The following is a 26386-nucleotide window of genomic DNA, read 5'->3' on the forward strand; positions in this document are numbered from 1 at the left end:
CTCGTCCTTCGAGACGGCGCTTACGCGCCTCCTCAGGATGAGGCTAATCAGCGTCAGTGCCCATTGAAACTGCGGCCGCGCATTCCGTCCTCATCCTGAGGAGCCCGCCTAAAGCGGGCGTCTCGAAGGATGGCCACAAGCGGGGCCCCCACACCTCTTCGTCGCTTGCGCCGCTGGCATTCTCGCCGCAGGATGCTAGTCTCACACGGCACTTTAGGGACGACGCGAGGTCAACATGGAAGCCGGCATGGTCACGCCTACGCCGGCACTGGTGCGCTTTTCCGGCATTCAGAAGACCTATGATGGCGAGCATCTCGTGGTGAAGAACCTCGATCTCGACATCAGGAAGGGCGAGTTCATCACCCTGCTCGGCCCGTCGGGCTCGGGCAAGACGACCACGCTGATGATGCTGGCGGGCTTCGAGGTTCCGACCCATGGCGAGATCTATCTCGGCGAGCGGCCGATCAAGAACATGCCGCCGCACAAGCGCGACATCGGCATGGTGTTCCAGAACTATGCCTTGTTTCCGCACCTGACGATCGCCGAGAACATCGCCTTCCCGCTCTCCGTTCGTGGCACGAGCAAGGCGGACGTGCAGGAGCGTGTGGCTGCGGCGCTGCGCATGATCAAGATGGAGACCATGGCGCACCGTCGGCCCGGGCAGCTCTCCGGCGGCCAGCAGCAACGCGTGGCGCTGGCCCGCGCGCTGGTGTTCAATCCGCAACTCGTGCTGATGGACGAGCCGCTCGGCGCGCTCGACAAGCGCCTGCGTGAGCAGATGCAGATCGAGATCAAGCAGCTGCACGAGCAGATGGGCATCACGATCGTCTACGTCACCCACGATCAGAGTGAAGCGCTCACCATGTCGGACCGCATCGCCGTGTTCAACGACGGCATCGTGCAGCAGATCGACAGGCCGGACGCGCTGTACGAGCATCCGGTGAACAGCTTCGTCGCCCATTTCATAGGCGAGAACAACGTGCTGGCCGGCACGGTCGAGGCGGTCGACAAGGATCATTGCCGCGTCGCGCTGGCCGGTGGCGGTGTCGTCACCGCACGCGCGGTCAACATCTCGGGCGCGGGCGCATCGACCTCGCTGTCGGTGCGACCGGAGCGGATCGCCATTGTCCCGGACGGCAGCTCCGGAGACGGACCGAACCGCCTCCCCGCGAAGGTGCAAAACACCATTTATCTCGGCGACCATGCGCTGGCCGTGCTCGAGGTCGCAGGGAACGCCGAGTTCATGGTCAAGCTTCAGCCGGGGGCACATCATGACCTCACACATGGCGAAAGCGTCTTCATCACCTTCCGTCCAGAAGACTGCCTCGCTCTCGATCCGGTCTGATCCAACCCAAGCGCATCCGAACAACCAACTTCAACGCAACTCACACGAAGAAGGAACGAAGACCATGCTGAACCGCAAGATTGCTCTGGGTTTCGCTGCGGCGTTCAGTGCCAGCGCTGCGCTGGTGACGGTCGCGGAGGCGCGCGACCTCACAATCGTGTCGTGGGGCGGCGCGTACCAGGATGCGCAGAAGAAAGTCTATTTCGAGCCGTTCAAGAAGGCATCCGGAATTGCCATGAACGACGAGTCCTGGGACGGCGGCGTCGGCGTGCTGCGGGCCAAGGTGCAGGGCGGCGCCGCCACCTGGGACGTCGTTCAGGTCGAGAGCGACGAACTCGCAGTCGGTTGCGAGGAAGGACTGTTCGAGAAGCTGGACTACACCAGGATCGGCGGCGAGGCCGCCTACATCCCGCCGTCGGTCAATCCGTGCGGCGTCGGCGCCATCCTCTACGACTTCGTGCTCGGCTACGACAAGGACAAGCTGAAGGAGGCCCCGAAGGGCTGGGCCGACTTCTTCGACACCAAGAAGATCCCGGGCAAGCGCGCCCTGCGCCAGGGCCCGAAGACCACGCTGGAGATCGCGCTGATGGCCGACGGCGTCCCGCCAAAGGACGTCTACCATGTGCTGGCGACCGACGAGGGCGTCGAGCGCGCGTTCCAGAAGCTCGACACCATCAAGGGCGACATCGTCTGGTGGAAGGCCGGCGCCCAGCCGCCGCAACTGCTCGCCTCCGGCGAGGTGGTGATGACCTCGGTCTATAACGGCCGTATCGACACCGCCAACAAGAACGAGAAGAAGAATTTCGGCATGGTGTGGGACGGCGCGCTCTTCACCCTCGACAGCTGGGTCATCCTGAAGGGCAGCCCGAACAAGGACGCGGCCTACAAGTTCCTGGACTTCGCCGGCAAGGCGGAGAACCAGTCGAAGCTGTCGGAGAACATCGCCTATGGCACCTCGAACAAGGACGCAGCCGGCAAGCTTGCGCCCGCCGTTCTGAAGGACCTGCCGACCGCGCCCGACAACATCAAGAACGCGGTCGAGATCAACGTTGCGTTCTGGCTCGAGAACGTCGACCGCCTCACCGAGCGCTTCAACAAATGGGCCGCGAAATAGGGAGCGACAGCACCGGCGTGCGGCGCGCATTGAAGGCCATTGCGTTGCGGCCATCCTTCGAGACGCCCGCTTTAGGCGGGCTCCTCAGGATGAGGACGGAGTGTGCGGCCGCGACTTCACAGCCCCGGATGTCAATGAGCCTCATCCTGAGGAGACCGCAAAGCGGTCGTCTCGAAGGACGAGGCGCGCGCTCAGACCGCCCCGAAATGGCGAGGGACGTCCGGTCAAAGAGGTTCGCGCGATGACCGCGGCGTCCCTGACCGAGACCGAGGTGCCGCTCAAGCGCCGATTGAGGCGTGCGGAGCGCGCGCGTCAGGTCAAGGCACTGGCGCTGGTTCTGCCGCTTCTCGTCTTCCTGCTCTTCACTTTCGCCGGCCCCATCGCCGGCATGTTGTGGCGTGCGGTCGATGACCACGAGGTGCGTCAGGTCTTGCCGCAAACCATCGCTGCTCTTGCCAGTTGGGACGGCAAGGACCTGCCGGACGAAAAGACCTATGCGGCGCTGGCGAGCGACGTGCTGGCGGCACGCGCCTCTGGCACCATCGCCATCGCGGCCAAGCGGCTGAACTACGCGCTGAACGGTTTCCGCACGATCCTGGCCAGCACGTCGCGCAATCTGAAGGCGGCTCCGGAGCCTGGCACCGCCAAGGAGACGCTGGGCAAGATCAACCCGGCCTGGCGCGAGCGCGCCACCTGGACGACGATCAAGGATGCCGGCGGTCCGGTCACCGGCTTCTATCTGCTGGCGGCGCTCGACCTGACGCGGAACGCGGATGGCGCGATCGTCGCGGCGCCGCCGGACCAGGCCATCTACCGCGAAGTGTTCATCCGCACCTTCCTCATCAGCCTCAGCGTCACCGCGCTCTGCCTGATCCTCGGTTTCCCGGTCGCTTACCTCTTGGCGACGCTGCCGCCTGCCAGATCGAACCTGCTGATGATCTTCGTCCTGCTGCCGTTCTGGACGTCGCTGCTGGTCCGCACCTGCGCCTGGATCGTGCTGTTGCAGAGCAAGGGCGTCGTGAACGACAGCCTGCACTGGCTCGGCATCATCGACGAGCCGTTGCGCCTGATCTACAACCGCTTCGGCGTCTGCGTGGCGATGACGCACGTGCTGCTGCCCTTCATGATCCTGCCGCTGTACAGCAGCATGAAGGCGATCTCGCCCGCTTACATGCGGGCCGCCGCTTCGCTCGGCGCGCCGCCGGTCACCGCCTTCTTGAGGATCTACCTGCCTCAAACCCTGCCCGGCATCGGCGCCGGCAGCCTGCTCGTGTTCATCCTCGCGCTCGGCTATTACATCACGCCTGCCCTCGTCGGCGGCGCCGCCGACCAGATGATCAGCTATTTCATCGCGCTCTACACCACAGAGACCGCCAATTGGGGTCTTGCTTCGGCGCTCGGAGCCGTGCTGCTGCTGGCGACCATTTTACTGGCGCTCGTCTATGGCAAGCTGGTTCAGGGCCAGCAGGTGACGGGAGGCATGAAGAATTGAGTGACAACTCCTCCTTGCGCACGCCCAGCCAGCGCATCGCGTGGACCGCGACCATCGTGGTCTCCGCGCTGGTGTTCGTCTTCCTGATCGCGCCGATCCTCGCGATCATGCCGCTGTCTTTCAGCTCGGGTGCCTATCTCACCTATCCGCTGCCCGGGCTGTCCTTGCGCTGGTACGAGGACTTCATCGCCTCGCCGCGCTGGGTGAACGCGCTGAAGAACAGCGTGATCATCGGCGTCGCCTCGACGGCGCTGTCCATGGTGCTCGGCACGCTCGCTGCGCTCGGGCTGGCGCAGTGGAAGAGCCGGTTCAAACCGCTCGCTCTGGCCTTCGTGCTGTCCCCGGTGGTCGTGCCCGGCGTCATCACCGCCGTCGGCCTCTATTTCTTCTTTGCGCCGATTGGCCTCACCGGCAGCTATCTCGGCCTGATCCTGGCGCACACCGCGCTGGCGACGCCCTTCGTGGTGATCACGGTCGGCGCGACGCTGCAAAGCTTCGACACCAATCTGGCGCGCGCCGCCGCCTCGCTCGGCGCCTCGCCAATTGAGGCGTTCCGCCGCGTGATCCTGCCGCTGATCCTGCCCGGCCTCGCATCCGGCGCGCTGTTCGCCTTTGCGACCAGCTTCGACGAGGTGGTGATCGTGCTGTTCATGGCGGGCCCCGAACAGCGCACCCTGCCGCGCGAGATGTTCAGCGGCATCCGCGAGAACATCAGCCCGACCATCACGGCTGCGGCGGTGATTTTGACGACGGTGTCGGTGATCCTCCTCGCGACGCTGGAAGCCTTGCGCCGACGCAACGAACGGCTCAAGGCCGGCGGCTGAGCGGAGGTGTCGCTTCTCCCTCTCCCCGCGTGCGGGGAGAGGGTTGGGGTGAGGGGGGCTCCGCAAGGACGGCGGCAGCTAGACTCGCGGAGAGTCCCCCTCACCCGCACCGTATCTTCGATGCGCTGCGGCCTCTCCCCGCAAGCGGGGAGAGGCGAAGGGAACACCGCCGCGCCCTGCATATTCGCTGCCCCCTCACGCATCTTTGGCTTACCTGCCGCGACCGATTGCCGCTACAACGGCTCCCTCAACAACGCCCAAACAACAACACACAGGGAGCAACAACCATGCAAAAACTCGTCGCCGCGGTCGCGGTCGGCATCGCGCTTGCCGCCACGTCGGGCGCCGCGCAGGCGCAGATTTCAGACGATATCGTCAAGATCGGTGTGCTCACGGACATGTCGAGCCTCTATGCGGACGCGACCGGCAAGGGCTCGCTCGCCGCGGTCGAGATGGCGGTCGCCGATTACGGCGCCAAGGTCGCGGGCAAGCCGGTCGCCGTGGTCGCCGCCGACCACCAGAACAAGCCCGACGTCGGCGTCAACATCGCCCGCAACTGGTACGACAACGACAAGGTCGATGCGATCTTCGACGTTCCGACCTCGTCGGTGGCGCTGCCGATCTCGGCGCTCACGCGCGAGAAGAACAAGATCAACATCAATTCGGGCGGCGGCTCCTCCGACATCACCGGCGTTGCCTGCTCGCCCAACACCGTGCACTGGACCTACGACACCTATGCGCTGTCGAACGTCGCCGGCAAGGCGATGGTCAAGCGCGGCGAGGACACCTGGTTCTTCGTCACCGCCGACTACGCCTTCGGCATGGCGCTGCAGCGCGACGCCGCCAACGTGGTCAAGGAGAGCGGCGGCAAGGTGCTCGGCGAGGTCCGTCATCCCCTCAACTCGTCGGACTTCTCCTCCTTCCTGCTGCAGGCCCAGGCCTCCAAGGCCAAGGTGGTCGCGCTGGCGAATGCCGGCGGCGACACCACCAACGCCTTGAAGCAGGCGGCCGAGTTCGGCCTGACCCAGGGCGGCCAGAAGATGATCGCGCTGCTGCAGGAGATCACCGACACGCATTCGCTCGGCATCAAGGCGACGCAGGGCCTGATCGTCACCGATGCCTTCTACTGGGACATGAATGACGAGACGCGCGCCTTCTCCAAACGTTTCAACGAGAAGGTCGGCCACATGCCGACCATGATCCAGGCCGGCCTCTATTCCGCGACCATGCACTATCTGAAGGCGATCGACGCCACCAAGACCGACGAGGCCCCGAAGGTGATGGAGCAGATGCGCAAGACGCCGGTCAACGACTTCTTCGCCAGGAACGGCAAGATCCGCATCGACGGCCGCATGGTCCACGACATGTATCTGTTCGAGGTCAAGAAGCCCGAGGAGTCCAAGGGCGAGTGGGACCTCTACAAGCTGATCGCCACCGTGCCCGGCGACGAGGCCTTCCGTCCCCTCGACAAGGGCGGCTGTCCGCTGGCGACGCACTGATCCTGCCGCTCTCTCCGCTTGCGGGGAGAGGCCAGACAAGACACGACAGTGCGCCCGGCGAAAACCGGGCGCACGTCGTTTGGGCCGTCAGTCGAGCCTCATTTACTCCGAGTACTTGAACTCGGGCATGTTCTTCAGCTCGTCCTTGCTGGCATTGAATACGGCGTGGTCCGGATACCACTTCGAGGTCGACGAGGTGGTCGAAGCAGCCGGGGCCGTCGTCGTGGTCTTCTCGGTGCCGGTGGCAGCGCCGGTCGTGGTCGTTGCCGGGCGGGTCGTCGTGGTCGAGGCAACCGCCTCATTGACGAACTTCAGCTTCTCATAGGGCACGGCGACCAGATGCTCGCCCATGCCGAGGAAGCCGCCGACGCCGATCACGGCGATCTTGATGTCGCCGTTCTTGTCCATCAGCAGGTCGTTGATGGTGCCGATGTTCTCGTTGGCTTCGTTGTAGACCTTCAGGCCGTCCATCTTCGAGGTACGCCACTGACCCGACGCGGTGGTGGTCGTCGTCGTGGCGGTGGCCGCGGTCGGCGCCTTGTCGGCGGTGGCGGTCGGCGATTGCGCGAACGCAACGGTGGCAAGCAGTGCGGTACCGGCCAGGCCGGCGGCGATCGATTTCATCAGCATGTTGTCCTCTCCTTCACGAAAAACTCGTGTTGAGAGAACAGCGCTGATCACACGCAGTTCCTTGCGCGCGGCAATTTCGTCGCGCGATGCGCGAGCGATGGAATCTCGCAAGCACTGTTCCTGCGTCACTCAGGAACATTTTGCGACGCACGCTTCCCCGCCGACGATCATGCGCCCTGGGTGAAGCACGATCGCGGCGAGGCCCGCGCCGACCCGCGTCGCTCAGGGTCAGCTCTTGTAGTCGATCAGCAGCGCGGAGAAATCGGAGTTGCCGGATGAGCTGCCGCTCGCGCCGTAGGACGATGTCGACGATTGCGACTGCTGGAGCGCCTGCAGGAACTGCTGCAGGATCTCGGCGGTGGTCTGGTCGCTGGAGGTGCTGCTGGTCGTATCCGTCGAAGACGACGAATCCGAAGAGCTGTCGCCCGGCGGCGGACCGGGCGGCGGTCCGCCTGCGCCACCCGCCCCGCCCGGCCCGTTTGCGAAGGCGGACTGAAACACGCCCTTGAGCGCTTCGGCCTGGTCCGAGGTCAGCGTCCCGTTCGACACCTCGTTCGAGATGAGGTCGTCGATCTTGGACTGCATGTCCTCCTTGGAGGGACGCGTGCCGCTCGACTGGTCGCTGGACCGGCCCTGCTGGAGCGCCGTGTCGATGTCGCTCAGCGCCGTCGAGAGCGCGGACTGGTCCGAGGACGAGATCGTGCCGGCGGACACTTCCGACTGCAATTCCTGCTGCAGGCGCTGCAGCGGCGACTGGTAATTACCGGCGGAGGCCGCCGAAATCGAGGTCATGATGGCTCCGTGGCTTTTGCGGGGTTTCTTGTGCGCGGCTGCCACGTTATGGTTAACGGCCTTAACGAGACCTTGCCGCTCCGCGACGGCGCGATTGCCGCCTGTTGCGGGAAGCCGGACAGAAACAATCCGAAACAAAAATCTTCGCCATTTGGCCCGAATCTTGGACAAACAAAGCGCATGGCCATTCCCAATCCCAACATCCTGGTCGTCGAGGACGACCGCGAAACCCGGACGTTGATTGCGAAGTACCTGCGCAACAATGCCTGCAACGTCACCGCCGTGAGCGACGGACGCGAGATGTCGCGCGCCATGGCCGATCATCGCATCGACCTCATCATTCTCGACGTCATGCTGCCCGGCGAGGACGGCCTCAGCCTCTGCCGCAAGGTGCGCGCCGAGGCGCAGACGCCGATCATCATGCTGACCGCGCGCGGCGAGGACGTCGACCGCATCGTCGGCCTCGAGATGGGCGCGGACGATTATCTGTCAAAACCCTTCAATCCGCGCGAGCTGCTCGCCCGCATCAACGCGGTGCTGCGCCGGCAGGCCGCGGCGCAAGCGGCAAGCTCGATCGAAGGCGCCTCCGCGCTCACCTTCGAGGGCTGGCACATCGACCTGCGGCTGCGCGAGCTGCGCAATCCCGAGGGCGCGCGCGTCGCGGTGACCAGCGCCGAATTCGATCTGCTCCGCACGTTCTGCGAACGGCCCGGCCGCGTGCTGTCGCGCGACAGCCTGCTCGACCTCACGCAGGGGCGCAACACCGGATCGTTCGAACGCTCCATCGACGTGCTGGTCAGCCGCATCCGCCGCAAGATCGAGCCCAATCCGGCCGATCCAACCCTCATCAAGACGGTTCGCTCCGGCGGCTATCTGTTCACGCCGCGGACGCAGGTTGCAGGCCTGCAAGCCGCAGGCACCCAGACGGCAGGCACGGAAGCAGTAGCGGCGCCCCTGAGCAATTGAAGGGGACGCCGACGATGAAGCCGTTCGGGTTCTTTCACCTCAAGGGGATCGGCGGGCAGATCGCCGCGCTGGTGCTGGCTTCGACCGTCGCGCTCCATCTCGTCGTCACCACGGCCTTCCTGATCAGCCGGCCGGACCGCCTCGACACGCCGCCGGACGGCGCGCATCAATTGACCGATGCCGCGCTGCTGCTCGGTTCGGCTGACGCCGGCGAGCGTCCGCGCCTCGTTGCCGACCTCGCGCGCGCCTTCCCCAAGCTCGGCATCGAAATGCTCGCGCCCGGCACCGCGAGCGTCGCGGAGAGCGACAATCAGCACCTGCGCGCGATGCGCCGCCATCTCGGGCGCGGCTACAAGGCGGTCCAGCTCGCCCCGGCCGGCAGCGAATCCCGCGTCGGCGTCGAGTTGCCCGACGGCACCATGATATCAGGACATGTCGATGGCGGGCCGCGGCCGTGGCTCTGGGGCGCACCCTGGCTGATGGCGCTGATGACCGCCTTCATCTGCGTCACCGTGCTCGGCCTGTGGGCGGCGCGCGCGCTGGCTGCTCCGCTGTCGTCCTTCGCCAAGGCCGCCGAAAATTTCAGCCTGGACGGCGGCTCCGAGCCGCTGCCCGAGCGCGGCCCGGAAGAGATCCGCTCGGTGGCGCGCGCGCTGAACCGCATGCATGAGCGGATCGCGCGGCTGATGTCGGACCGCACGCGGATGCTGGCCGCGATCAGCCACGATCTGCGCACGCCGATCACGCGGCTGCGCCTGCGCGCCGAGTTCATCGAGGACGAGGGCAACCGCAAGCGCATGCTGATGGACCTCGACCAGATGCGCACGATGCTGGAGAGCGTGCTGTCGCTGCTGCGCAACGACCGCAAGGTCGAGGCCGTGACGCTCGTCGACATCGCCAGCACGCTCCAGCTCGTCGCCGATCAGTTCGGCGACATGGGCCATGTCGTGCACTATGACGGACCGGCGTCCGCGACCGCCGCCGCGCGGCCCGACGATCTGCATCGCGGCGTCACCAACCTGGTCGAGAACGCGGTGCGCTTCGGCGCCGAGGTGACGATCCGCCTCGACGTCTCCGGCACGACGCTCGTCATCGACGTCGAGGACGACGGCCCCGGCATTTCGGATGCGCGCAAGCAGGAGATGCTGGAGCCGTTCGTACGCGGCGACGATGCGCGCACCATGGACGAGTCCACCGGCTTCGGGCTCGGCCTGTCGATCGCGCGCGCGATCGCGCTCGCCCATGGCGGCGAGCTGTCGCTGCATGACCGCAGCCCTCATGGCCTGATCGTGCGGATGCAATTGCCGCTCTGGCAGCAGCCGCGGCTGGCGGCTTAAACCACCCCTTACGCCGCGAGCGGCGGGTGCTCGACGGCGGCCTGATCGAAGATCGCCACCGCCTCGAAGCGATAATTGCAGGCGTGGCAGGTCCAGAGATAGGAGACGCGCCCTTCGCCCGGCTCGATCCAGTCGGGCTGCGCGATCGGCGTGCCGCATTGGGCACAGGGGTTTTGCCTGGGGATGTCGCCGCTATGGGCTTTGACCATGGTTGTTTTTGTCATGGCACCTCTCCCGATTCGCAGGCGCTTCTTACTCGCTTTCGCACCTCCGCGCGAATAGACAGGCGTGCTGTCGCGAGTTGTCGCCTGAGGGAACTCTTGCGCCGGGATTGAGTCGTAACGACGGCTCTGCGCTGCAAAATCGTTAACGGCAGCGTTTGGTCACATCATCGCCGCGTTCGGCAGGCCTAACGGCAACCGGCGCAGGCGGTTCAAGCAGCCATTCAGGGACGTCTGGATATCTCATGAAAATTTTACGCATTGCCGCGCTGCTCGCGGCCGGACTGACATTGCCGCAGGCCGCCTTCGCGGGCGAGGCCGAGTATGCGGAAATGGTGGCGGCCCATGCCCGCGCCAACGGCGTGCCGGAAGCGCTGGTGCATCGCGTGATCATGCGCGAGAGCCGCTATCAGCCGCACCTCGTCGGCCGCGGCGGCACCATCGGGCTGATGCAGATCAAGCTCGCGACCGCGCGCGGCGTCGGCTACACCGGCGATGCCGCGGGCCTGCGCGATCCCAACACCAACCTCACTTATGCCGTGAAATACCTCGCCGGCGCCTATCGCGCCGCCAACGGCGACCACGCCAAAGCCGTGCGTTATTTCGCCGGCGGCTATTACTACGCCGCCAAGCGCCAGCGGCAGGAGATGGTACAGCAGGCCAGCTTTGAGCCGAACGCGCAGGCCTGGCTCGAGCCGAACGGCAATCCGCAGCCGATGTTCGGCAATGCGCCACACAGGAAGATGGCTCAACGCGTGCGCAACGCGCGCGCGCAGGTTCCCGCTCAGTAATCGCCGTCATGGCCGGGCTTGACCCGGCCATCCACGTCTTTGCATCCGCGTCACGAGCGTGGATGCCCGGGACAAGCCCGGGCATGACGACCGTTACCGCGTTGACCACCCCGTCCCGCTGTCCTACATTAGACCCGTTCCGAGGGGTGCTCCGAGGAGGAGCTGAGATACCGCTAAATGGGCAATGCCGATCAACCGGCTTGCCAGGACCGCGGTGACCCTTTGAACCTGATCCGGGTCATGCCGGCGAAGGGACAGGGATGTTGCAAACGACCAAGCGACCGGATTCACCGGTATCCATCATCGGCGCAGGCATTGCGGGCGCCTGGCAGGCCCTGCTGTTCGCGCAGGCCGGCCATGCCGTGACCTTGCACGAGCGCGGTGACGAGGCGATGACGGACGCCACCAGCCATTGGGCCGGCGGCATGCTCGCGCCCTATTGCGAGGCCGAGGTCGCCGAACCCATCATCAGCCGCCTGGGGCTGCGCTCGCTCGAAGTCTGGCGGCGCGAGCTGCCGGATACGCCGTTCAACGGCTCGCTCGTCGTCGCCCATCCGCGCGAGCGCAACGACTTCGAGCGCTTTGCGCGCATGACCGAGGACCACCGCCGGCTCGACGCCGCCGGCCTTGCCGAGCTCGAGCCGTCGCTGGAGGGCCGCTTCCGCGACGCGCTGTTCTTCCCGGCCGAGGGCCATGTCGAGCCGCGCCGCGTGCTGCCCAAGCTGCACGAGCGCATCCGCGCCGCCGGCGGCACCATCAAGTTCTGCAGCGACGTCGCGGCGGGGGATCTCGCAAAGGATCCTGATGCCATCGTGATCGACTGCCGCGGCCTGTCCGCCCGCGACGAGCAGCCGGAGCTGCGCGGCGTCAAGGGCGAGATGATCCTGATCGAGACGGCCGAGGTGCAGCTGGCCCGCCCGGTGCGGCTGATGCATCCGCGCTGGCCGCTCTACGTGATCCCGCGCGAGAACAATCTGTTCATGCTGGGCGCGACCTCGATCGAGACCGAGGACACCGGCGTCAGCGTCCGCTCCGCGCTGGAGCTGTTGGGTGCGGCCTATACGGTGCATCCGGCGTTCGGCGAAGCCCGCATCGTCGAGTTCGGCTCGGGGCTGCGGCCCGCTTTTCCCGACAACCTGCCCCGCATCGGCATCCGCGGCCGCCGGATCACCGTCAACGGCCTCTACCGCCACGGCTTCCTGATCGCCCCCGCGCTCGCCGAGCTGACGCTCGCCTATGTCGAGCGCGGCCAGATCGACAACGAGGTGATGCAATGCGCCTGATCGTCAACGGCGAGCAGCGCGAGGTGAACGCGGCCAGCGTCGATGCGCTGCTCGCCGAGCTCGACTACGAGGGCACCCATTTCGCCATCGCGCTGAACTACGACGTCGTGCCGAAAAGCCGCTGGGCCGAGACGAGCCTGAAGGCCGGCGACGAAATCGAGATCATCACGCCGCGGCAGGGAGGGTGAAGGAGATGAACGACGCGGTCGCCTTCCTTCGCCTCTCCCCGCCTGCGGGGAGAGGCCGGAATTTGCAAAGCAAATTCCGGGTGAGGGGGGCTCTCCACGAGTCCAACTCTCACCTCCTCCGCGGAGAGCCCCCCTCACCCCAACCCTCTCCCCGCAAGCGGGGAGAGGGAGCCAATGCGGAGACACCTTCATCATGGTGACCTTCTACGGCAAGACCTTCGCCTCGCGCCTCCTGATCGGCAGCGCGCTCTATCCCTCGCCGGCGATCATGCAGTCCGCGATCCGCGCCTCCGGCTCGAACATCGTCACGGTGTCGCTGCGCCGCGAATCCGCCGGCGGCAAGACTGGCGATGCATTCTGGAAGCTGATCCGCGAGCTCGACGTCACCGTGCTGCCGAACACCGCCGGCTGCCGCACCGTGCGCGAGGCGGTGACCACCGCCAAGCTCGCCCGCGAATTGTTCGGCACGAGCTGGATCAAGCTCGAGGTCATCGCCGACAACGACACGCTGCAGCCCGACGTCGTTGGCCTGGTCGAAGCCGCCACCATCCTGATCAAGGACGGCTTCGAAGTGTTCCCCTATTGCACCGAGGATCTCTCGGTCGCGAGCCGCCTGGTCGATGCCGGCTGCAAGGTGGTGATGCCGTGGGCAGCTCCGATCGGCAGCGCCAAGGGCATCACCAATCGCGATGCGCTGAAGCTGCTGCGCGACCGCCTGCCCGACATCACGCTGGTGGTCGACGCCGGCCTCGGGGCACCCAGCCACGCGGCGCAGGCACTGGAGCTCGGCTATGACGCCGTGCTGCTCAACACCGCGATCGCAAAAGCCGCCGACCCGGTCGCGATGGCCAAGGCCTTCCGCCTTGGCATCGAGGCCGGACGCACCGCCTTCGAGGCCGGGCTGATGAACGCCCGCGACTTCGCCTCCCCCTCCACCCCTGTCGTTGGGACCCCGTTCTGGCATGCCGTATCCTGATCGTTTCTATCCCGTCGTCGACGGCCTTGCGTGGGTCGAGCGCCTGACAAAACTCGGCGTCGGCACCATCCAGCTGCGCGCGAAGGAGCTGAACGACGCCGACGCGCTGCAGATCGTCAGCGACGCGCTGGCGATCACCAAGGACACCCAGGCCAAGCTGGTCGTGAACGACTATTGGCGCGCCGCGATCGTCGCCGGTGCGAAATATCTGCATCTCGGCCAGGAGGATCTCGCCGAGGCCGATCTCGGCGCCATCCGCGAGGCCGGCCTCTCGTTCGGCATCTCCACCCATGACGACGCCGAGCTCGAAACTGCGCTCGCCGCAAAGCCCGACTACGTCGCGCTCGGCCCGATCTTCTTCACCACGCTCAAATCGATGCGCTTCGAGCCGCAAGGCATTCCGAAGATCACCGAATGGAAGAAGCGCATCGGCCCCATCCCGCTGGTCGCCATCGGCGGCATCAAGTTCGAGCACGCCGCGGAGATCTTTGCGGCCGGCGCGGATTCGATCGCCGTGGTGTCCGACGTCACCCAGAACGCCGACCCCGATGCCCGCGTGCGGCAATGGCTCGGCTTGGCGAAGGAGGCGGCATGATGCCCGCGCTCTCTCCACTCGTCATTGCGAGGAGCCCTTGCGACGAAGCAATCCAGACTGCATCCGCGGATGCATTTCTGGATTGCTTCGCTGCGCCCGCAATGACGGAGCAAACAGTTATCCGTCACCCTGAGGTGGCCGCTTCTTCAGCGGCCCTCGAAGGGCGACGGCCCGGCTCCATCCTTCGAGGCGCGCAAGCGCTCGCACCTCAGGATGACGAACAGCACGCGACGACGCGATAATCATATTCAACGGAGGATCCCATGAACATCCGCTCCAATCCCGAAAAAACCGTCCCCGCCGTCACCACCGGCCCGCTGCCCTCCTCGCGAAAGATCTTCGCGACCCCTGACGCCGCGCCCGATCTGCGCGTGCCCTTGCGCGAGATCATCCTGTCCGAAGGCGCGGGCGAGCCGAACCTGCCGGTGTACGACACCTCGGGCCCCTACACCGATCCGTCCGTCACCATCGACGTCAACGCCGGCCTTGCCCGCAACCGCAAAGCCTGGGTGCTGGAGCGCGGCGGCGTCGAGGAATATGACGGGCGCCAGGTCAAGCCGGAAGACAACGGCAGCGTCTCCACCGACAAGGCCGCGCGCGCCTTCTCGGCCTATCACAGGCCGCTGCGCGGCCTCGATGGCCACAAGATCACCCAGCTCGAATTCGCCCGCGCCGGCATCATCACCAAGGAGATGATCTACGTCGCCGCCCGCGAAAACCTCGGCCGCAAAGAGCAGCTCGAGCGCGCGGAAGCTGCGCTCGCCGACGGCGAAAGCTTCGGCGCCTCGGTGCCCGCCTTCATCACCCCGGAATTCGTCCGCGACGAGATCGCGCGCGGCCGCGCCATCATCCCCTGCAACATCAACCACTCAGAGCTCGAGCCGATGATCATCGGCCGCAACTTCCTGACCAAGATCAACGCCAATATCGGCAACTCCGCCGTGACGTCGTCGGTCGAGGAAGAGGTCGAGAAGATGGTGTGGGCGATCCGCTGGGGCGCCGACACCGTGATGGATCTCTCTACGGGGCGCAACATCCACACCACCCGTGAGTGGATCCTGCGCAACTCGCCGGTGCCGATCGGCACCGTTCCCATTTACCAGGCGCTGGAGAAGTGCAACGGCGATCCCGTCAAGCTGACCTGGGAGCTCTACAAGGACACGCTGATCGAGCAGTGCGAACAGGGCGTCGACTATTTCACTATCCACGCCGGCGTGCGCCTGCAATACATCCACCTCACCGCCAGCCGCGTCACCGGCATCGTCAGCCGCGGCGGCTCGATCATGGCGAAATGGTGCCTCGCGCATCACAAGGAAAGCTTCCTCTACACGCATTTCGACGAGATCTGCGACCTCATGCGCAAGTATGACGTCTCGTTCTCGCTCGGCGACGGTCTGCGCCCGGGCTCGATCGCCGACGCCAACGATCGCGCCCAGTTCGCGGAGCTGGAGACGCTCGGCGAACTGACCAAGATCGCGTGGGACAAGGGCTGCCAGGTCATGATCGAAGGCCCCGGCCACGTGCCGATGCACAAGATCAAGATCAACATGGACAAGCAGCTCAAGGAGTGCGGCGAGGCGCCGTTCTACACGCTTGGACCGCTGACCACCGACATCGCGCCGGGCTACGACCACATCACCTCAGGCATCGGCGCCGCCATGATCGGCTGGTTCGGCTGCGCCATGCTCTGCTACGTCACGCCGAAGGAGCACCTCGGCCTGCCCGACCGCAACGACGTCAAGACCGGCGTCATCACCTACAAGATCGCCGCCCACGCGTCTGACTTGGCCAAGGGCCACCCCGCCGCGCAACTGCGCGACGACGCCCTCTCCCGCGCAAGGTTCGACTTCCGCTGGAGCGACCAGTTCAACCTCGGCCTCGACCCGGATACGGCGAAAAACTTCCACGACGAGACCCTGCCGAAGGAAGCCCACAAGGTCGCCCATTTCTGCTCGATGTGCGGCCCGAAATTCTGCTCGATGAAGATCACCCAGGACGTGCGCGACTACGCGGCGACGCTGAACGATCCGGCGGCGGTGGGGATGTCGATGCAGGGCACGGCCGAAGACGGCATGGCCAAGATGAGCGCGAAGTTTAAGGAGATGGGCGAGAGCTTGTATCTGGATGCGGAGAAGGTGAAGGAGAGCAATCGGGTGTTGTGAGCGGAGTGCTCTCGACCTGACCCAGCTGCGGCTGAACTTACTCTGCGAGATTACAAAAGGGAGGCCGGCAACTTTTAGTTGCCGGCCTCACCAATTTGAGCGAGGCTAACTCCCGATAGTTAAGTGCATTTGGAGCAAGCCATGACAGGCAATAAGAGCCCGAAGACAATTGCGACCATCAACTTCAAAGGTGGCGTTGGGAAAACCACGGTGACGTGGTGTCTTGCCGATACACTTGCCACCTATTCGAACGCGAGCGTTCTCATGTTCGATCTCGACGCCCAAATGTCCCTTACGCAGGCCGTTGGGCTCAACGAGGATAGTGGTTCACTGCACGCAGCATTTGGCACCTGGTACGACAAATGCGTCGCCGACCGACGAACCATCTTTGATGCGATCGATCAGTACACTAAACCTGGGGCGCACTTCAATTTCCCAATAGCGTACGATTTCATCTATCAGATAGCGAAAGGCCTTCACTTTGTTCCTTCGGTAGAAGACCTTTATTGGCTCGAGCTGGAGGTTTTCGATCGAGACCAGATGAAGGATTTTATGCGCAGGCTGCTCGGCAAAATTCACCACTCGAACAAGGTGGCGGATTACGATTACGTTCTATTTGATTGCCCACCTTCGTTCACGCTACTCTCCTATAGCGTGCTATCCTGCTGCGACTTAGTTCTCATACCCGTTAACCCCGACTTCTTTGCGTCACGTGGGGTGAGCTTGCTATTGAATTCACTCAAAATGCGGATAGAACCGCACCCCACCCCTCAAATTGCAGTCTTCATGAACAAGACCAAGACTTGGGCTAATTCGCCAACAAAAGAGACCGCCTTTTACATGAGGCAGATTCAACAGATTTGCGAACGCGCAACTAAGGATCACGGCATCCGCGCAAAATTCTTTGATGAAGCATGGGTCCGTGAAAGAGTTGGCATTAAGCGAGCAATTACGGGCGGAGGCGTGCCGGCCGATTTGGTTGGTGATTTTCAGAAGCTGTGGAGCTCATGCCTAGGAGTTATGAAGTGACCAGCGAAGCGCCTTTTCGAACCCCCGACGAAGAAGTCCAAAAGCTTCTCGAAGAATGTGGAGAACTTAGGAGAGCCCTTAAGACAATCAGCTCCCAACTCGCACGCATTGAGAATCGGGTGAAGGCTGCGTTTCCGTCAGTAGCCGCACGAGTCAAGGAACAACATGCCACGCGTTCAGCTCAGAAGAAGAGCACGCTGTCGGCTGATCAGGCATTGGCAGAGTTCGACAACATAGTAAGGCTTGCCTCTTCTGGAGCCACGTCGGAAGCGGAGGTCTATCTTGCGCGCCGCTCGTCTGCGGACCTGCTCGCAATAGCCAAGGAAGTGGGTGTTACATTTCCTAGTAACAAGCCCTCTGTCCGCGCGATGCTTGATGCAATTCTAGGCAAGGTACGGGAAAGCTTATTGCTCTCTCGTCACAGTCGTCGCGATTGACGCACGACGTCAAGAAACGGGATCGCTCCGCCAGACCGAAGCACCGAAGGACAATGATTGGAGGCAGACCACCGGGTCTGATCGATTGATGAAATTTGACGTCATCGGCCGCATCAATAATATGCGCTTACCGGACGGGAAAACGGCGATCCTCTATTCTGTCTATGAGGCGGTAAGCAATTCAATCCATGCAATAAACGATCGCTTTACCGAGGCTCACGCGGCGTCTCGAGGCAAGGTTGATGTCGACATTGCCACGGACGAGCATGGCGACATCGAGTCGATCTCAATCACAGACAATGGCGTGGGCTTTACGCCCGACAACATCCGCTCCTTTGAAACAAGTGATAGTCGCTTCAAATATGAGCGAGGCGGCAAGGGTGTTGGACGCTTCATTTGGATCAAGATGTTTGAGGACATTAGGGTCGACAGCATTGCCATCAACAAAACGTCTATTGAACGAGTGCGCTTCAGATTTGACCCCGAGAAGGAAAACTCTATTTCGAATAGACGGTCTACACCGGTCTCTGGTCGAGAGACCGGATCAACAGTCACACTATCTCGGTTGCGCGCAGAGCAACGCGGGCGAATTCGACCTACGTCCTACCTGAAGGACCTCGCACTTCATTTCTTTCCTCAGTACGTTTCTGGGACACTTCCTCGCGTCAATATTACTTACCATGGCGAGACTTCCAGTCTGAACGATTTTATCTCCAACCAAGTTGGTGAAGCGGAAGAACACGTTATAGAGGTCGATTTTGGAGAGGGAAGCACTGAACTGCGAGTGAACCATCTCTTCGTTGATGCCTCAATATCTACGGGATTGCGAAACTCCTACCTTCTGACGGCCCATGGTCGCCTGGTTGGCGATCCAATTTCGATTGAACGCAAGTATGCACTGAAAGAACTTCCTGATGGAAAAGCGTACGTAGCCATTGTCAGCGGTGAATTTCTTGATGAGCGAGTCGATCAAGAGAGACTTGGCTTCAAACTAACTTCAGAACAGCGTGAAGCTCTAGAGCACGCGGTACTTGGCTCCTGCGAACGGTTCCTCAAAGCGCACATACAGGTGCAGCGAGCCAAACAGAAAAAGACGGTGCTCAGTCTAGTGGAGGAACATCCACAGCTGGCGAGCCAGTTTGAGAATGTCGACGAATACGTCGCAGGTCTATCGCCAGGCATGGACGACGAACAGATCGGACAGAACCTCTTCGTACTGCTCTATCGCGAAGAACGAGAACTTCGAAAGCGCATTTCAGAGCTAGATCAGCTCTCGTCTCTAGAACCTGAAGCACGGAGGGAAGCTGAAACGGTATTAGAGCAAATTTCCGATCAGGCAAAGCACCGCCTGGCCGAATTGGTCGTAAAGCGACATCAAGTCCTGCAGATAGCTAACCTACTTCTTAAATATAAGGATGACGAAAAGAAGAGCTATCACTATGAGCGCGTTATTCACGATCTGATCTGTCCAATGGGCGAAATCTATCGATCAGGCGAGCGCTCTGAGCACAACCTCTGGGTCTTGGACGACAACTTGGCCGCATACGAATTCTTCGCGTCGGATAAATCGATTAGCGCACTGACTGAAAAAGGGTCGTCGAGAAAAGAGCCAGATATCATATTCTTTAATCCAATCGGGTTTCGCAGGGAAGGCACAAACGATCCAGTAGTGATCGTTGAATTCAAGCGACCGGGTGATGACAAGCCGAGTCAGGATCCGGTCGGGCAAGTTCTGGGATACATTGAGGAGCTTCGGGGCTCTCAGGTGCGGGACATTGACGGCGAAGTCGTTTCCGACATAACGGATCAGACGCCCTTTGAATGCTTTATTGTCTGTGAATTGACTGATGCAACAAGACGCAGCTTTGAAAAGACCATCGCACAAAATCCAACCCCTGACGGCGAAGGGTACTATGGGTGGTCTTCACGCCACAACGCGCACATCAGAGTTATCTCGTTTAAGAAGATGATTCGAGATGCTGAACATCGAAATCAAGCTTTCTTCGATGAGCTCAACCTAGGAACGCCATCTTTGGCTGCCAAGAAGCGATCGGCCAGGATTCGAGAGAAACGAAGGGCTATCCAACAAGCTTAGTATGGACGAAGATGCACCGAGACGCGATAGGTCTAACGAAGGACCTCGCTGTGGCCAGAGCGAGTTGCAAACCTTTGATTTGCTGTCGACTCCCCACCGCCTCCCCGACCAGCTCCGTCCCCATCTCCGCCTCGTCTTCGTCGGCACCGCCGCCTCCACGCGCTCTACCGAACTCGGCCACTACTACGCCCATCCCGGCAACCGCTTCTGGCGCGCGATCCATGAGGCCGGGATCACGCCGCGGCGGTATCAGCCAAGCGAGTTCGCGGAGCTGATCGAGCTCGGGATCGGCTTCACCGATCTTTCCAAGACCGGCGCCGGGATGGATCACCAGATCGCGGCGGAGACGATCGACGTGGCGGGCTTCAGGACAAAGATGGAGACCTATCGGCCGCGGACGATTGCGTTCACGAGCAAGAAGGCGGCGAGCTTGTTTTACGGCCGGCCGTCGACTGCGATTGCGCTCGGGCGGCAGAAGCGCGACGGAAGCTTGCCGGAGATATTCGTGCTTCCCTCGCCGTCCGGCGCGGCGTCCGGGCATTGGACGATAGAGCCGTGGCGCGAACTGGGGGCGTGGATTGGTCGCGCACCCTGAGCGGCGACTGCCGGATTGCGTCTGCTCTCGTGTCCCGGGCAAGCGTAGCGCAGACCCGGGATCCAGAAGCTCCGGCACGGGTTTGTCATGGGCCCCGGCTCTGCAGCGCATCGCGCCGCAAGTGGCGTCGCGCTGCACTGCGTCCGGGGCACGCCACCACCGATATTTCGCACACAGTCTGTCGGAGACAGTATCCGTCGTTCGTCCTGGAAACGATCACCCCGGAGCCCCGATGCCCACCATCACCGCCTTCGAAAACTCCCCCGACCGCGGAAAGGGCCAGGCGCGCGACGTGCGTGTGCGCTGGGCGCTTGAGGAGGTCGGTCAGCCCCACGACGTCCGCCTCCTTTCCTTCGCCGCGATGAAGCAGCCGGCGCATCTTGCGCTGCATCCGTTCGGGCAGATCCCCACCTATGAGGACGGCGATCTCGCGCTGTTCGAGTCAGGCGCAATCGTGCTGCACATCGCCGAGCGCCACGAGGGTTTGCTGCCTGGGGACGCCAATGCGCGCGCCCGCGCGATCGCGTGGATGTTCGCCGCGCTGAGCACGATTGAGCCGCCGATCGTCGAGCTCACCATGGCGATGCTGTTCGAGCGCGACAAGAGCTGGTCCGCGGAGCGGCTACCGATGTTGCAGGATCGCGTCCGCACCAGGCTCGGCGAATTGTCCGCTCGCATCAGTGGTGCCGACTGGCTCGACGGCGCGTTCAGCGCCGGCGATCTCATGATGGTGACGGTGCTGCGGCGGTTGAACACATCGGGCCTGCTCGATGAATATCCTGCCATCGCCGCTTACGTCGCGCGCGGCGAGGCACGGCCCGCGTTCCGCCGCGCGTTCGACGCGCAGCTTGCGGTGCTCACCGCAACGGCGCGCTCGTAGCCGTCCCTACCGCATCGTGATCGCAAGGCCGCTGAGATCGGCATTCGCCATCAGGCCGACCTGCGTGCCCGACAGCTCCAGCACCGCGCCCTTCTGGTTGGTCAGCACGATGGCGCGGGCGCCGGCGCCGACGGCAAGGCCGGCACCGGCGGCGCCGTAGACCCCGGCGACGTCGGAGGGACGGTTGATGTTGCTGACGCGGCCGCGCAGCACGGTCTTGGATCCCCCGAACACGAGGCCGTAGTCGAGCCCGCCGGTCGAGAGCGCGTAAGTGCGGCCGCGGAAGTTCAGCACGCCCGAGCCGCCGGAGCCGCCGATGATCCAGCCCGCCTTGTAGATCGTCAGCGTCACGGTGCCGCTGTCGGCCTGCGCCGCGGTCGAGAGTCCGGCCAGCGCGGCGATGGCGACCAGCGCGGCGCGAAAGGTGGAAGCGAGCTTCATGGGAGTCTCCGGGGGCTGTTTTTTGTGGGGAAGAAACGAATCAGACGCGGCGAATGTACCTGATCGATCGGGGCGGCAACATGATGGGATCACGCGGGCGCAACGCGGTGAGCCGCTTTCCTGCGAGGCACGGCAGTCTCGAACGAAGCGGGCGTTTAGGCTCGCCGTGCCTCCACAGCGTCATGGCCGGGCTCGACCCGGCCATCCACGTCTTCCTCGCGGCGCAAGAACGTGGATGCCCGGGACAAGCCCGGGCATGACGGCGGAGTTTGGGGCGCCGGCAAGAGACCGATCTCCACGAGACCATTCCACCACTGTTTTGCCCGACGAAGCAAATACGCGATTTCGGTGATTTCGGCGATTTCGAATTTGAAAACGCGAACGATTCCAGCCTCATGGCTACTGTGCATGGGGTTGTTTTCGCGTTTTTTGTTTGGAGCTCGCCTCGCCTGCCGCTACGCTTCCGGCGTCAGCGACCGTCTTCGAGGTGATCCCATGCCGATCCAGCATTTCGCGCCCCCGCCGAACCTCAAGGCGCCGCCGCTGTCCTTTGCCACGCGCGTCGGCGATCTCCTGTTCGTCTCGGGCATTCCCGGCTTCGATGCCAAGGGTGCGCTGCCCGATGGTTTCGAGGCGCAGTTCGCCAACGTCGTCGTCAACATCAGGCGGGTGCTGGACGAGGCCGGCGCCACCTTCCGCGACCTCGCCAAGGTCAACGTGCTCCTGACCCGCGCCTCCGACGTCGCCGCCATGAATGCGCTCTATGCCGGCGCCTTCGGCCCGCCGCCCTACCCTGCGCGCACCACCTGCGTGGTGCAGGCCCTGCCCGATCCGAAGATGCTGATCGAGATCGAGGCGGTGGCCTCGCTGGCGAGGTGAGCCGCCCGGCGTGTGGCTTGTCGGGCACGCGGCCAAACCAAATGCCTTGGGAACAGCTGACATGTCCGTGAACGGCAGCCGACCTGCTTGCAAAGGACCTGCTTTTACCGCACGAATTTTCAGGTTCACGTTCTCATCAGGAGATATTTCATGCGTCGCGTTCTCGCGCTCTGTGCCGTTGCCGGCATCGCTTCTTCCGTCTTCGCCGTGCCGGCCTCGGCCAAGGTCGGCTATTACGTGATCCGCTGGGACAACACCGGCATCTGCCAGGTCTGGAACGAGGACCTGAAGTACAAGCCGCTCCAGATCGGGGTATCGACCTACAAGGTCGTCAGCAAGCCGCTCCCGACCTTCCAGGCCGCCTCCGACCTGCAGATCAAGCTCCGCTCCGAGCGCCGCTGCACGCTCTAGGCCTGAGGCGACAAAACCGGATTCCAAGGGCGGATCGCGCGAGCGGTCCGCCCTCTTCTTTTGCGCCGCGTCCGCGCGCTTTGAACCTGATCAGCACGCGGAACTACTCACATCTTGTCCGGCGCGCATCCCATAGCGTCCGGCACCAGCCCTCCCCGTCATTGCCGGGAGGCGCATCACATCATTCATTTCGAGGAGCCGATCATGCGTCGTATTTCCCTGCTGTGCGCTGCCGCCGGTCTTGCCGTCACTGCGTTCATGGCTGCGAGCCCTGCCGAGGCCAGCTATCACCTGATCCGCTGGCAGGACACCGGCTTCTGCCAGATCTGGGACGAGAGCATCCCGACCACGCCGTGGCCGGCCGGCTATCATCGCGCCAGCGCCAGCATGCCGACCTTCCTCGACGCCCTCGCGGCGAAGGATGCCGCGCTCAAGAACGGTCACTGCACCTGGTAGGATTTCGATCGGCGGACGAAGAGCGGGCAAGGACGATGGTCTCGTCCTTGCCCGTTCGTTTTTCGAGAACTGAAATCCTCACGCGTCCTTGTGCGCGCCGGGATGGATCAGGACGTCGCGCGCGGCGGCGAGGTCGATGAAGGCCTGCGCGCTGCCGCCGTGGTCGGGATGCATGCCCTTGGCCGCGCGGCGATAGGCCTGGTTGATGTCCGCGCAGGTGAGCTGCACCGAAAGCGGCAGGCCGAGCAGCTTGCGGGCGCGATCCTCGGTGGAGAGCTGTTTCGGCATGGCGTTGCGGCGGCCGAAGCGCGGCGCGGTCAGGTCGTGGACGACCTCGAGCACCACGGCGAGACGACGCTGGGCCGCCAGCGTGACGCCGTGATCATGATTGTCGACCGCCTGGCGCAGCACCGGCAGCGCCTGCTCGGCGGCCTGGCGCAGCATCGTATCCGTGCTCATCCGCGCGATCTCGGCCACGAGCCGGCCCGCCTCGGCGAAGTCGGCCGACTGCGCCGAGCGGAGGCGTTCGAGGGCGAGTTTCCAGGAGTCGAGCCGGATGTCGAGCCGTTCCATCATGCGCGCAACGTTTAGCAACGAGGATCAGTATGCCAAGGCTGCCGTTTCCGCCCCCTTAATTTCGAGTTAGCGTTTCGTGAAACTTCGAAACGAAAACGGGAGGAAAATGTCATGGCATTGCTTGCAAACCACATCGCCGTCGTCACCGGGGCGGGTTCCGGCATCGGCCGCGCGATCGCCGCCGGCTATGCCCGCGAGGGCGCGCAAGTGGTGCTGCTCGACGTCAACGCCGGCACCGTCGCGGAGGCCGCCGAGGAGATCCGAAAAGCGGGCGGCAAGGCGGAGAGCTTCGCGCTCGACGTGACCCAGCGCGAGGATTGCTTCGCGCTCGCAAAGCAGGTCGAACACAAGGTCGGGCAGGTCTCGATCCTCGTCAACAATGCCGGCATCACCCGCCGCAACGCCTTCACGGCGGACACCGAGACGGTGGCGAAGGACTGGAACGACATCATCTCGCTCAACCTCAACGGCGTCTTCAACGTGACGCAGGCCTTCCTCGCGCCCTTGCGCGCGAGCAAAGGCCGCATCGTCAATATCGGCTCGATCCAGTCCTTCGTGCATCTGCGCACGCCGAGCTCGGCGGCCTACACCACCTCGAAGCACGGCGTGCTCGGCTTCACCAAGGCGCTCGCGGTCGAGCTCGGCAAGGAGGGCGTGCGCGTCAACGCGATCGGGCCGGGCTTCATCGAGACCAACATCAACGCCAATGTGCGCGCGACCAATCCGGCGCTGGTGCAGGCTTTCGTCGACCACACCCCGCTGGCGCGCACCGGCAAGCCCGAAGACATCGTCGGACCCGCGATCTTCCTGGCCTCGGATCTGTCGGCCTACGTCACCGGAACGATCGTGATGGTCGACGGCGGGTACAGGACGGTGTGAGCTGAGCGAGATAGGGCCGCATCGCGATGCATCTCGCGCCAATCGCGGCGGCTTCGCGGCTTTCCCGAGGTCATCTGGTGCGGCGCCCCGCAATTAACCTTTCGTTAACCAAACCCGCCCACCGTAGATCTACGGCTTGGGGGTCGTTTGTTCTCGATCCGCTTCCAACGATGGAGGCGGGCGTTGATCGGGGAGTGTGTTGATGACCACTGTTCATGTCGCCGCGTCCGAACCGGGCGCACAGTTTCTTGCCCCCAACCAGATCGTTCCGCTTCTGATCGGCGCCACCGTCGACGAGGTCGAGCGCGAGCTCGTGCTGCAGACGCTCGCGCGCTGCGACGGCAATCGCACGCGCGCCTCGCGCGTGCTCGGCCTGTCCGTGCGCACGCTGCGCAACAAGATCAAGCTCTATGCCGCCTCGGGCATCGAGGTGCCTGCCTATCAGGATTAGCGCGAGAGCACGCACCGCCGGATCAGTCCGCCGGCGATGACCGCGAGCGCGATCATCGCGACCGAGCCGGCAATCAGTTCGATCGCACGGAAGAAGAAGGCCGTCATGACAGCCCATGACGGTTGCGGCTCCTCGGCGAATGCGACCGGCACGATGTGCGGCACCAGCAGGTGGCCGAGGCCGATCGCTGCCACAAGGACGGCGGCGAACAGGCAAAAGACTTTCCACGCTGCGCGCATCGGTCGCTCCTCGCAAGAGGTGGGGCGGTGCGCGAGCGATGGCACGGCGCCTCGCGCTGCGGATTGATGTTGATCAAGCCTGGCGCGCTGCGCGGGTGGAATTGCTGCTGTCGTCAAACGCCGCTAAGTAGCTTGCTTCCGGTCAAGGGAGCAGTGGCGTGGCAGACGATCAGGGACGACGGCAGGGACCTCAGGGACCGCGCGGGCGGCAGGGCGAGCCGGGACGGCCGGGACCGCAGGGTCATCCGGGCCGGCGCGGCCCCGACGGCGCGCGCGGCAAGCCGGGGCCGCAGGGCAAGCCGGGGCCGATCGGAAAGGCGGGACCTCAGGGCAAGGCCGGTCCGCAAGGCAAGCAGGGCGAGGCCGGCCCGCGCGGCCCAACTGGCGCGCAGGGACCTGCCGGCCCGCAGGGGCCGGTGGGACCGCAAGGTCCGCGCGGCGAAGCCGGGCCGCCCGGTCAGCTGCCGTCGATCGAACAGGTACTGCCGTGGCTCGATCAACTCTTCGACGCCTGGGACGAGCGCCGCCGCCAACGCGAGCGTGAAGCCGCCGAGCGCGAAGCTTTGGCAGCCGCGGTGCAGGAGCCCGATGCGGCCGTCCTCGACGACGAAAGCGACGACGGCGAAGGCGACGAACACAAGAAAAAGAAGAAAAAGAAGAAGCACGACCGCAACGATTAGCGCCGTGCTGGTACTCCGGCCGCAGCGCGGCAATGTCGCGCTGCTGAGCCGGGGTCAATCACACCGGAAGACCCACTCCCGATTTCCAGGTCCCGGCGCTGCGGAGCGGCACTTCGCGCCGCA

The 26386-nt window shown here is 63.9% G+C and carries 30 protein-coding genes and 1 riboswitch; of the genes, 24 read left to right on the plus strand and 6 right to left on the minus strand.

Annotation, left to right across the window (positions count from 1 at the left end):
- The first annotated feature begins 235 nt into the window (after positions 1–235).
- The 5 genes from UNPF46_RS02340 to UNPF46_RS02360 all read left to right on the plus strand — a co-directional run bounded on the left by UNPF46_RS02340 (position 236) and on the right by UNPF46_RS02360 (position 6274).
- On the plus strand, positions 236–1345 hold the full coding sequence (locus UNPF46_RS02340; protein ID WP_142248907.1) for an ABC transporter ATP-binding protein: 1110 nt from the start codon (positions 236–238) through the stop codon (positions 1343–1345).
- A gap of 64 nt (positions 1346–1409) precedes the next feature.
- On the plus strand, positions 1410–2459 hold the full coding sequence (locus UNPF46_RS02345) for an ABC transporter substrate-binding protein (protein WP_142248908.1): 1050 nt from the start codon (positions 1410–1412) through the stop codon (positions 2457–2459).
- A 241-nt stretch (positions 2460–2700) separates the two neighbouring features.
- Positions 2701–3951, plus strand: coding sequence for an ABC transporter permease (locus UNPF46_RS02350; protein ID WP_142248909.1), 1251 nt, complete (start codon positions 2701–2703; stop codon positions 3949–3951).
- The gene (locus tag UNPF46_RS02355) at positions 3948–4775 is read left to right on the plus strand and encodes an ABC transporter permease (protein ID WP_181769733.1); all 828 of its coding nucleotides are present in this window, start codon (positions 3948–3950) and stop codon (positions 4773–4775) included. Before UNPF46_RS02350 ends, UNPF46_RS02355 begins: the two co-directional genes overlap by 4 nt.
- Positions 4776–5062: 287 nt before the next feature.
- Entirely contained in the window at positions 5063–6274 is a 1212-nt protein-coding gene (locus tag UNPF46_RS02360; RefSeq protein WP_142248910.1) for an ABC transporter substrate-binding protein, read from the plus strand.
- Positions 6275–6376: 102 nt separating this feature from the next.
- Here UNPF46_RS02360 and UNPF46_RS02365 read toward each other — a convergent pair whose 3' ends face one another.
- Positions 6377–6904, minus strand: a complete 528-nt coding sequence (locus tag UNPF46_RS02365; protein ID WP_100178438.1) for a PRC-barrel domain-containing protein — start codon at positions 6902–6904, stop codon at positions 6377–6379.
- Between the two features lie 228 nt (positions 6905–7132).
- On the minus strand, positions 7133–7696 hold the full coding sequence (locus UNPF46_RS02370) for a hypothetical protein (RefSeq protein ID WP_181769734.1): 564 nt from the start codon (positions 7694–7696) through the stop codon (positions 7133–7135).
- 180 nt (positions 7697–7876) lie between these two features.
- Between UNPF46_RS02370 and UNPF46_RS02375 the strand changes: the two genes are divergently transcribed.
- Together UNPF46_RS02375 and UNPF46_RS02380 are read left to right on the plus strand one after the other, a co-directional pair.
- Positions 7877–8662, plus strand: a complete 786-nt coding sequence (locus UNPF46_RS02375; RefSeq protein WP_100178437.1) for a response regulator — start codon at positions 7877–7879, stop codon at positions 8660–8662.
- Positions 8663–8676: 14 nt separating this feature from the next.
- A complete protein-coding gene (locus tag UNPF46_RS02380; protein ID WP_100178436.1) occupies positions 8677–9999 on the plus strand; it encodes an ATP-binding protein in 1323 nt (440 codons plus the stop codon).
- 8 nt (positions 10000–10007) lie between these two features.
- Here UNPF46_RS02380 and UNPF46_RS02385 read toward each other — a convergent pair whose 3' ends face one another.
- Positions 10008–10223, minus strand: coding sequence for a hypothetical protein (locus UNPF46_RS02385; RefSeq protein ID WP_142248911.1), 216 nt, complete (start codon positions 10221–10223; stop codon positions 10008–10010).
- 242 nt (positions 10224–10465) lie between these two features.
- On the opposite strand from UNPF46_RS02385, the gene UNPF46_RS02390 reads away from it, so the two are divergent.
- The 11 genes from UNPF46_RS02390 to UNPF46_RS02445 all read left to right on the plus strand — a co-directional run bounded on the left by UNPF46_RS02390 (position 10466) and on the right by UNPF46_RS02445 (position 21251).
- Positions 10466–11011, plus strand: coding sequence for a lytic transglycosylase domain-containing protein (locus UNPF46_RS02390; RefSeq protein ID WP_142248912.1), 546 nt, complete (start codon positions 10466–10468; stop codon positions 11009–11011).
- Between the two features lie 132 nt (positions 11012–11143).
- Positions 11144–11284: riboswitch (TPP riboswitch) on the plus strand.
- Positions 11272–12294 carry an FAD-dependent oxidoreductase gene (locus tag UNPF46_RS02395; protein WP_142248913.1) on the plus strand — a complete coding sequence of 341 codons (1023 nt, stop codon included), beginning with the start codon at positions 11272–11274 and terminating at the stop codon, positions 12292–12294. It overlaps the preceding riboswitch by 13 nt.
- The gene (gene thiS, locus UNPF46_RS02400; protein WP_100178432.1) at positions 12285–12482 is read left to right on the plus strand and encodes a sulfur carrier protein ThiS; all 198 of its coding nucleotides are present in this window, start codon (positions 12285–12287) and stop codon (positions 12480–12482) included. The genes UNPF46_RS02395 and thiS overlap by 10 nt, the downstream gene beginning before the upstream one ends.
- Positions 12483–12675: 193 nt before the next feature.
- Positions 12676–13458: a thiazole synthase gene (locus UNPF46_RS02410; RefSeq protein ID WP_142248914.1), complete on the plus strand. Its 783-nt coding sequence runs from the start codon at positions 12676–12678 to the stop codon at positions 13456–13458.
- Entirely contained in the window at positions 13445–14053 is a 609-nt protein-coding gene (locus tag UNPF46_RS02415; RefSeq protein WP_142248915.1) for a thiamine phosphate synthase, read from the plus strand. The genes UNPF46_RS02410 and UNPF46_RS02415 overlap by 14 nt, the downstream gene beginning before the upstream one ends.
- 263 nt (positions 14054–14316) lie before the next feature.
- Complete coding sequence (thiC, locus tag UNPF46_RS02420; RefSeq protein WP_142248916.1) at positions 14317–16215, plus strand: phosphomethylpyrimidine synthase ThiC; 1899 nt, start codon at positions 14317–14319, stop codon at positions 16213–16215.
- Positions 16216–16356: 141 nt separating this feature from the next.
- Complete coding sequence (locus UNPF46_RS02425) at positions 16357–17244, plus strand: ParA family protein (protein WP_142248917.1); 888 nt, start codon at positions 16357–16359, stop codon at positions 17242–17244.
- Positions 17241–17681, plus strand: coding sequence for a hypothetical protein (locus UNPF46_RS02430; protein ID WP_142248918.1), 441 nt, complete (start codon positions 17241–17243; stop codon positions 17679–17681). Before UNPF46_RS02425 ends, UNPF46_RS02430 begins: the two co-directional genes overlap by 4 nt.
- Before the next feature lie 88 nt (positions 17682–17769).
- Positions 17770–19776 carry an ATP-binding protein gene (locus UNPF46_RS02435; RefSeq protein ID WP_142248919.1) on the plus strand — a complete coding sequence of 669 codons (2007 nt, stop codon included), beginning with the start codon at positions 17770–17772 and terminating at the stop codon, positions 19774–19776.
- A gap of 64 nt (positions 19777–19840) precedes the next feature.
- Complete coding sequence (locus UNPF46_RS02440) at positions 19841–20371, plus strand: mismatch-specific DNA-glycosylase (RefSeq protein WP_142248920.1); 531 nt, start codon at positions 19841–19843, stop codon at positions 20369–20371.
- A gap of 232 nt (positions 20372–20603) precedes the next feature.
- Positions 20604–21251, plus strand: coding sequence for a glutathione S-transferase family protein (locus UNPF46_RS02445; RefSeq protein ID WP_142248921.1), 648 nt, complete (start codon positions 20604–20606; stop codon positions 21249–21251).
- 6 nt (positions 21252–21257) lie between these two features.
- Here UNPF46_RS02445 and UNPF46_RS02450 read toward each other — a convergent pair whose 3' ends face one another.
- Entirely contained in the window at positions 21258–21692 is a 435-nt protein-coding gene (locus UNPF46_RS02450; RefSeq protein ID WP_100178425.1) for a hypothetical protein, read from the minus strand.
- Positions 21693–22187: 495 nt separating this feature from the next.
- Between UNPF46_RS02450 and UNPF46_RS02460 the strand changes: the two genes are divergently transcribed.
- The 3 genes from UNPF46_RS02460 (at position 22188) to UNPF46_RS02470 (ending at position 23438) form a co-directional block, all read left to right on the plus strand.
- The gene (locus tag UNPF46_RS02460) at positions 22188–22571 is read left to right on the plus strand and encodes a RidA family protein (protein ID WP_100178423.1); all 384 of its coding nucleotides are present in this window, start codon (positions 22188–22190) and stop codon (positions 22569–22571) included.
- Positions 22572–22721: 150 nt separating this feature from the next.
- Complete coding sequence (locus UNPF46_RS37265; RefSeq protein WP_174719042.1) at positions 22722–22982, plus strand: hypothetical protein; 261 nt, start codon at positions 22722–22724, stop codon at positions 22980–22982.
- 204 nt (positions 22983–23186) lie between these two features.
- Positions 23187–23438: a hypothetical protein gene (locus UNPF46_RS02470; protein WP_100178422.1), complete on the plus strand. Its 252-nt coding sequence runs from the start codon at positions 23187–23189 to the stop codon at positions 23436–23438.
- Positions 23439–23516: 78 nt separating this feature from the next.
- Here the strand turns inward: UNPF46_RS02470 and UNPF46_RS02475 are convergent, their stop codons facing one another.
- Positions 23517–24014 carry a J domain-containing protein gene (locus UNPF46_RS02475; protein WP_142248923.1) on the minus strand — a complete coding sequence of 166 codons (498 nt, stop codon included), beginning with the start codon at positions 24012–24014 and terminating at the stop codon, positions 23517–23519.
- Between the two features lie 111 nt (positions 24015–24125).
- Here UNPF46_RS02475 and UNPF46_RS02480 point away from each other — a divergent pair, with 111 nt between their 5' ends.
- Positions 24126–24893 (plus strand): SDR family NAD(P)-dependent oxidoreductase, encoded by a 768-nt coding sequence (locus tag UNPF46_RS02480; RefSeq protein ID WP_142248924.1) that lies wholly within the window; start codon positions 24126–24128, stop codon positions 24891–24893.
- A gap of 202 nt (positions 24894–25095) precedes the next feature.
- Complete coding sequence (locus UNPF46_RS02485; RefSeq protein ID WP_028138133.1) at positions 25096–25344, plus strand: helix-turn-helix domain-containing protein; 249 nt, start codon at positions 25096–25098, stop codon at positions 25342–25344.
- Here UNPF46_RS02485 and UNPF46_RS02490 read toward each other — a convergent pair.
- Complete coding sequence (locus UNPF46_RS02490) at positions 25341–25583, minus strand: hypothetical protein (RefSeq protein ID WP_142248925.1); 243 nt, start codon at positions 25581–25583, stop codon at positions 25341–25343. The genes UNPF46_RS02485 and UNPF46_RS02490 overlap by 4 nt on opposite strands.
- A gap of 158 nt (positions 25584–25741) precedes the next feature.
- Here UNPF46_RS02490 and UNPF46_RS02495 point away from each other — a divergent pair, with 158 nt between their 5' ends.
- Positions 25742–26263: a collagen-like domain-containing protein gene (locus tag UNPF46_RS02495; RefSeq protein ID WP_100178418.1), complete on the plus strand. Its 522-nt coding sequence runs from the start codon at positions 25742–25744 to the stop codon at positions 26261–26263.
- The last annotated feature ends 123 nt before the right edge of the window (positions 26264–26386 follow it).

The sequence above is a fragment of the Bradyrhizobium sp. UNPF46 genome, assembly GCF_006658625.1.
Taxonomy (GTDB): domain Bacteria; phylum Pseudomonadota; class Alphaproteobacteria; order Rhizobiales; family Xanthobacteraceae; genus Bradyrhizobium; species Bradyrhizobium nitroreducens.

Coding starts and splice junctions, on each gene's coding strand:
- UNPF46_RS02380 (WP_100178436.1), top strand. CDS start 8,677: ATGAAGCCGTTCGGGTTCTTTCACCTCAAGGGGATCGGCGGGCAGATC.
- UNPF46_RS02390 (WP_142248912.1), top strand. CDS start 10,466: ATGAAAATTTTACGCATTGCCGCGCTGCTCGCGGCCGGACTGACATTG.
- UNPF46_RS02445 (WP_142248921.1), top strand. CDS start 20,604: ATGCCCACCATCACCGCCTTCGAAAACTCCCCCGACCGCGGAAAGGGC.
- UNPF46_RS02450 (WP_100178425.1), bottom strand. CDS start 21,692: ATGAAGCTCGCTTCCACCTTTCGCGCCGCGCTGGTCGCCATCGCCGCG.
- UNPF46_RS02425 (WP_142248917.1), top strand. CDS start 16,357: ATGACAGGCAATAAGAGCCCGAAGACAATTGCGACCATCAACTTCAAA.
- UNPF46_RS02480 (WP_142248924.1), top strand. CDS start 24,126: ATGGCATTGCTTGCAAACCACATCGCCGTCGTCACCGGGGCGGGTTCC.
- UNPF46_RS02485 (WP_028138133.1), top strand. CDS start 25,096: ATGACCACTGTTCATGTCGCCGCGTCCGAACCGGGCGCACAGTTTCTT.
- UNPF46_RS02460 (WP_100178423.1), top strand. CDS start 22,188: ATGCCGATCCAGCATTTCGCGCCCCCGCCGAACCTCAAGGCGCCGCCG.
- UNPF46_RS02370 (WP_181769734.1), bottom strand. CDS start 7,696: ATGACCTCGATTTCGGCGGCCTCCGCCGGTAATTACCAGTCGCCGCTG.
- UNPF46_RS02345 (WP_142248908.1), top strand. CDS start 1,410: ATGCTGAACCGCAAGATTGCTCTGGGTTTCGCTGCGGCGTTCAGTGCC.
- UNPF46_RS02470 (WP_100178422.1), top strand. CDS start 23,187: ATGCGTCGTATTTCCCTGCTGTGCGCTGCCGCCGGTCTTGCCGTCACT.
- thiC (WP_142248916.1), top strand. CDS start 14,317: ATGAACATCCGCTCCAATCCCGAAAAAACCGTCCCCGCCGTCACCACC.
- UNPF46_RS02415 (WP_142248915.1), top strand. CDS start 13,445: ATGCCGTATCCTGATCGTTTCTATCCCGTCGTCGACGGCCTTGCGTGG.
- UNPF46_RS02365 (WP_100178438.1), bottom strand. CDS start 6,904: ATGCTGATGAAATCGATCGCCGCCGGCCTGGCCGGTACCGCACTGCTT.
- UNPF46_RS37265 (WP_174719042.1), top strand. CDS start 22,722: ATGCGTCGCGTTCTCGCGCTCTGTGCCGTTGCCGGCATCGCTTCTTCC.
- UNPF46_RS02350 (WP_142248909.1), top strand. CDS start 2,701: ATGACCGCGGCGTCCCTGACCGAGACCGAGGTGCCGCTCAAGCGCCGA.
- thiS (WP_100178432.1), top strand. CDS start 12,285: ATGCGCCTGATCGTCAACGGCGAGCAGCGCGAGGTGAACGCGGCCAGC.
- UNPF46_RS02340 (WP_142248907.1), top strand. CDS start 236: ATGGAAGCCGGCATGGTCACGCCTACGCCGGCACTGGTGCGCTTTTCC.
- UNPF46_RS02385 (WP_142248911.1), bottom strand. CDS start 10,223: ATGACAAAAACAACCATGGTCAAAGCCCATAGCGGCGACATCCCCAGG.
- UNPF46_RS02490 (WP_142248925.1), bottom strand. CDS start 25,583: ATGCGCGCAGCGTGGAAAGTCTTTTGCCTGTTCGCCGCCGTCCTTGTG.
- UNPF46_RS02360 (WP_142248910.1), top strand. CDS start 5,063: ATGCAAAAACTCGTCGCCGCGGTCGCGGTCGGCATCGCGCTTGCCGCC.
- UNPF46_RS02475 (WP_142248923.1), bottom strand. CDS start 24,014: ATGATGGAACGGCTCGACATCCGGCTCGACTCCTGGAAACTCGCCCTC.
- UNPF46_RS02395 (WP_142248913.1), top strand. CDS start 11,272: ATGTTGCAAACGACCAAGCGACCGGATTCACCGGTATCCATCATCGGC.
- UNPF46_RS02375 (WP_100178437.1), top strand. CDS start 7,877: ATGGCCATTCCCAATCCCAACATCCTGGTCGTCGAGGACGACCGCGAA.
- UNPF46_RS02435 (WP_142248919.1), top strand. CDS start 17,770: ATGAAATTTGACGTCATCGGCCGCATCAATAATATGCGCTTACCGGAC.
- UNPF46_RS02410 (WP_142248914.1), top strand. CDS start 12,676: ATGGTGACCTTCTACGGCAAGACCTTCGCCTCGCGCCTCCTGATCGGC.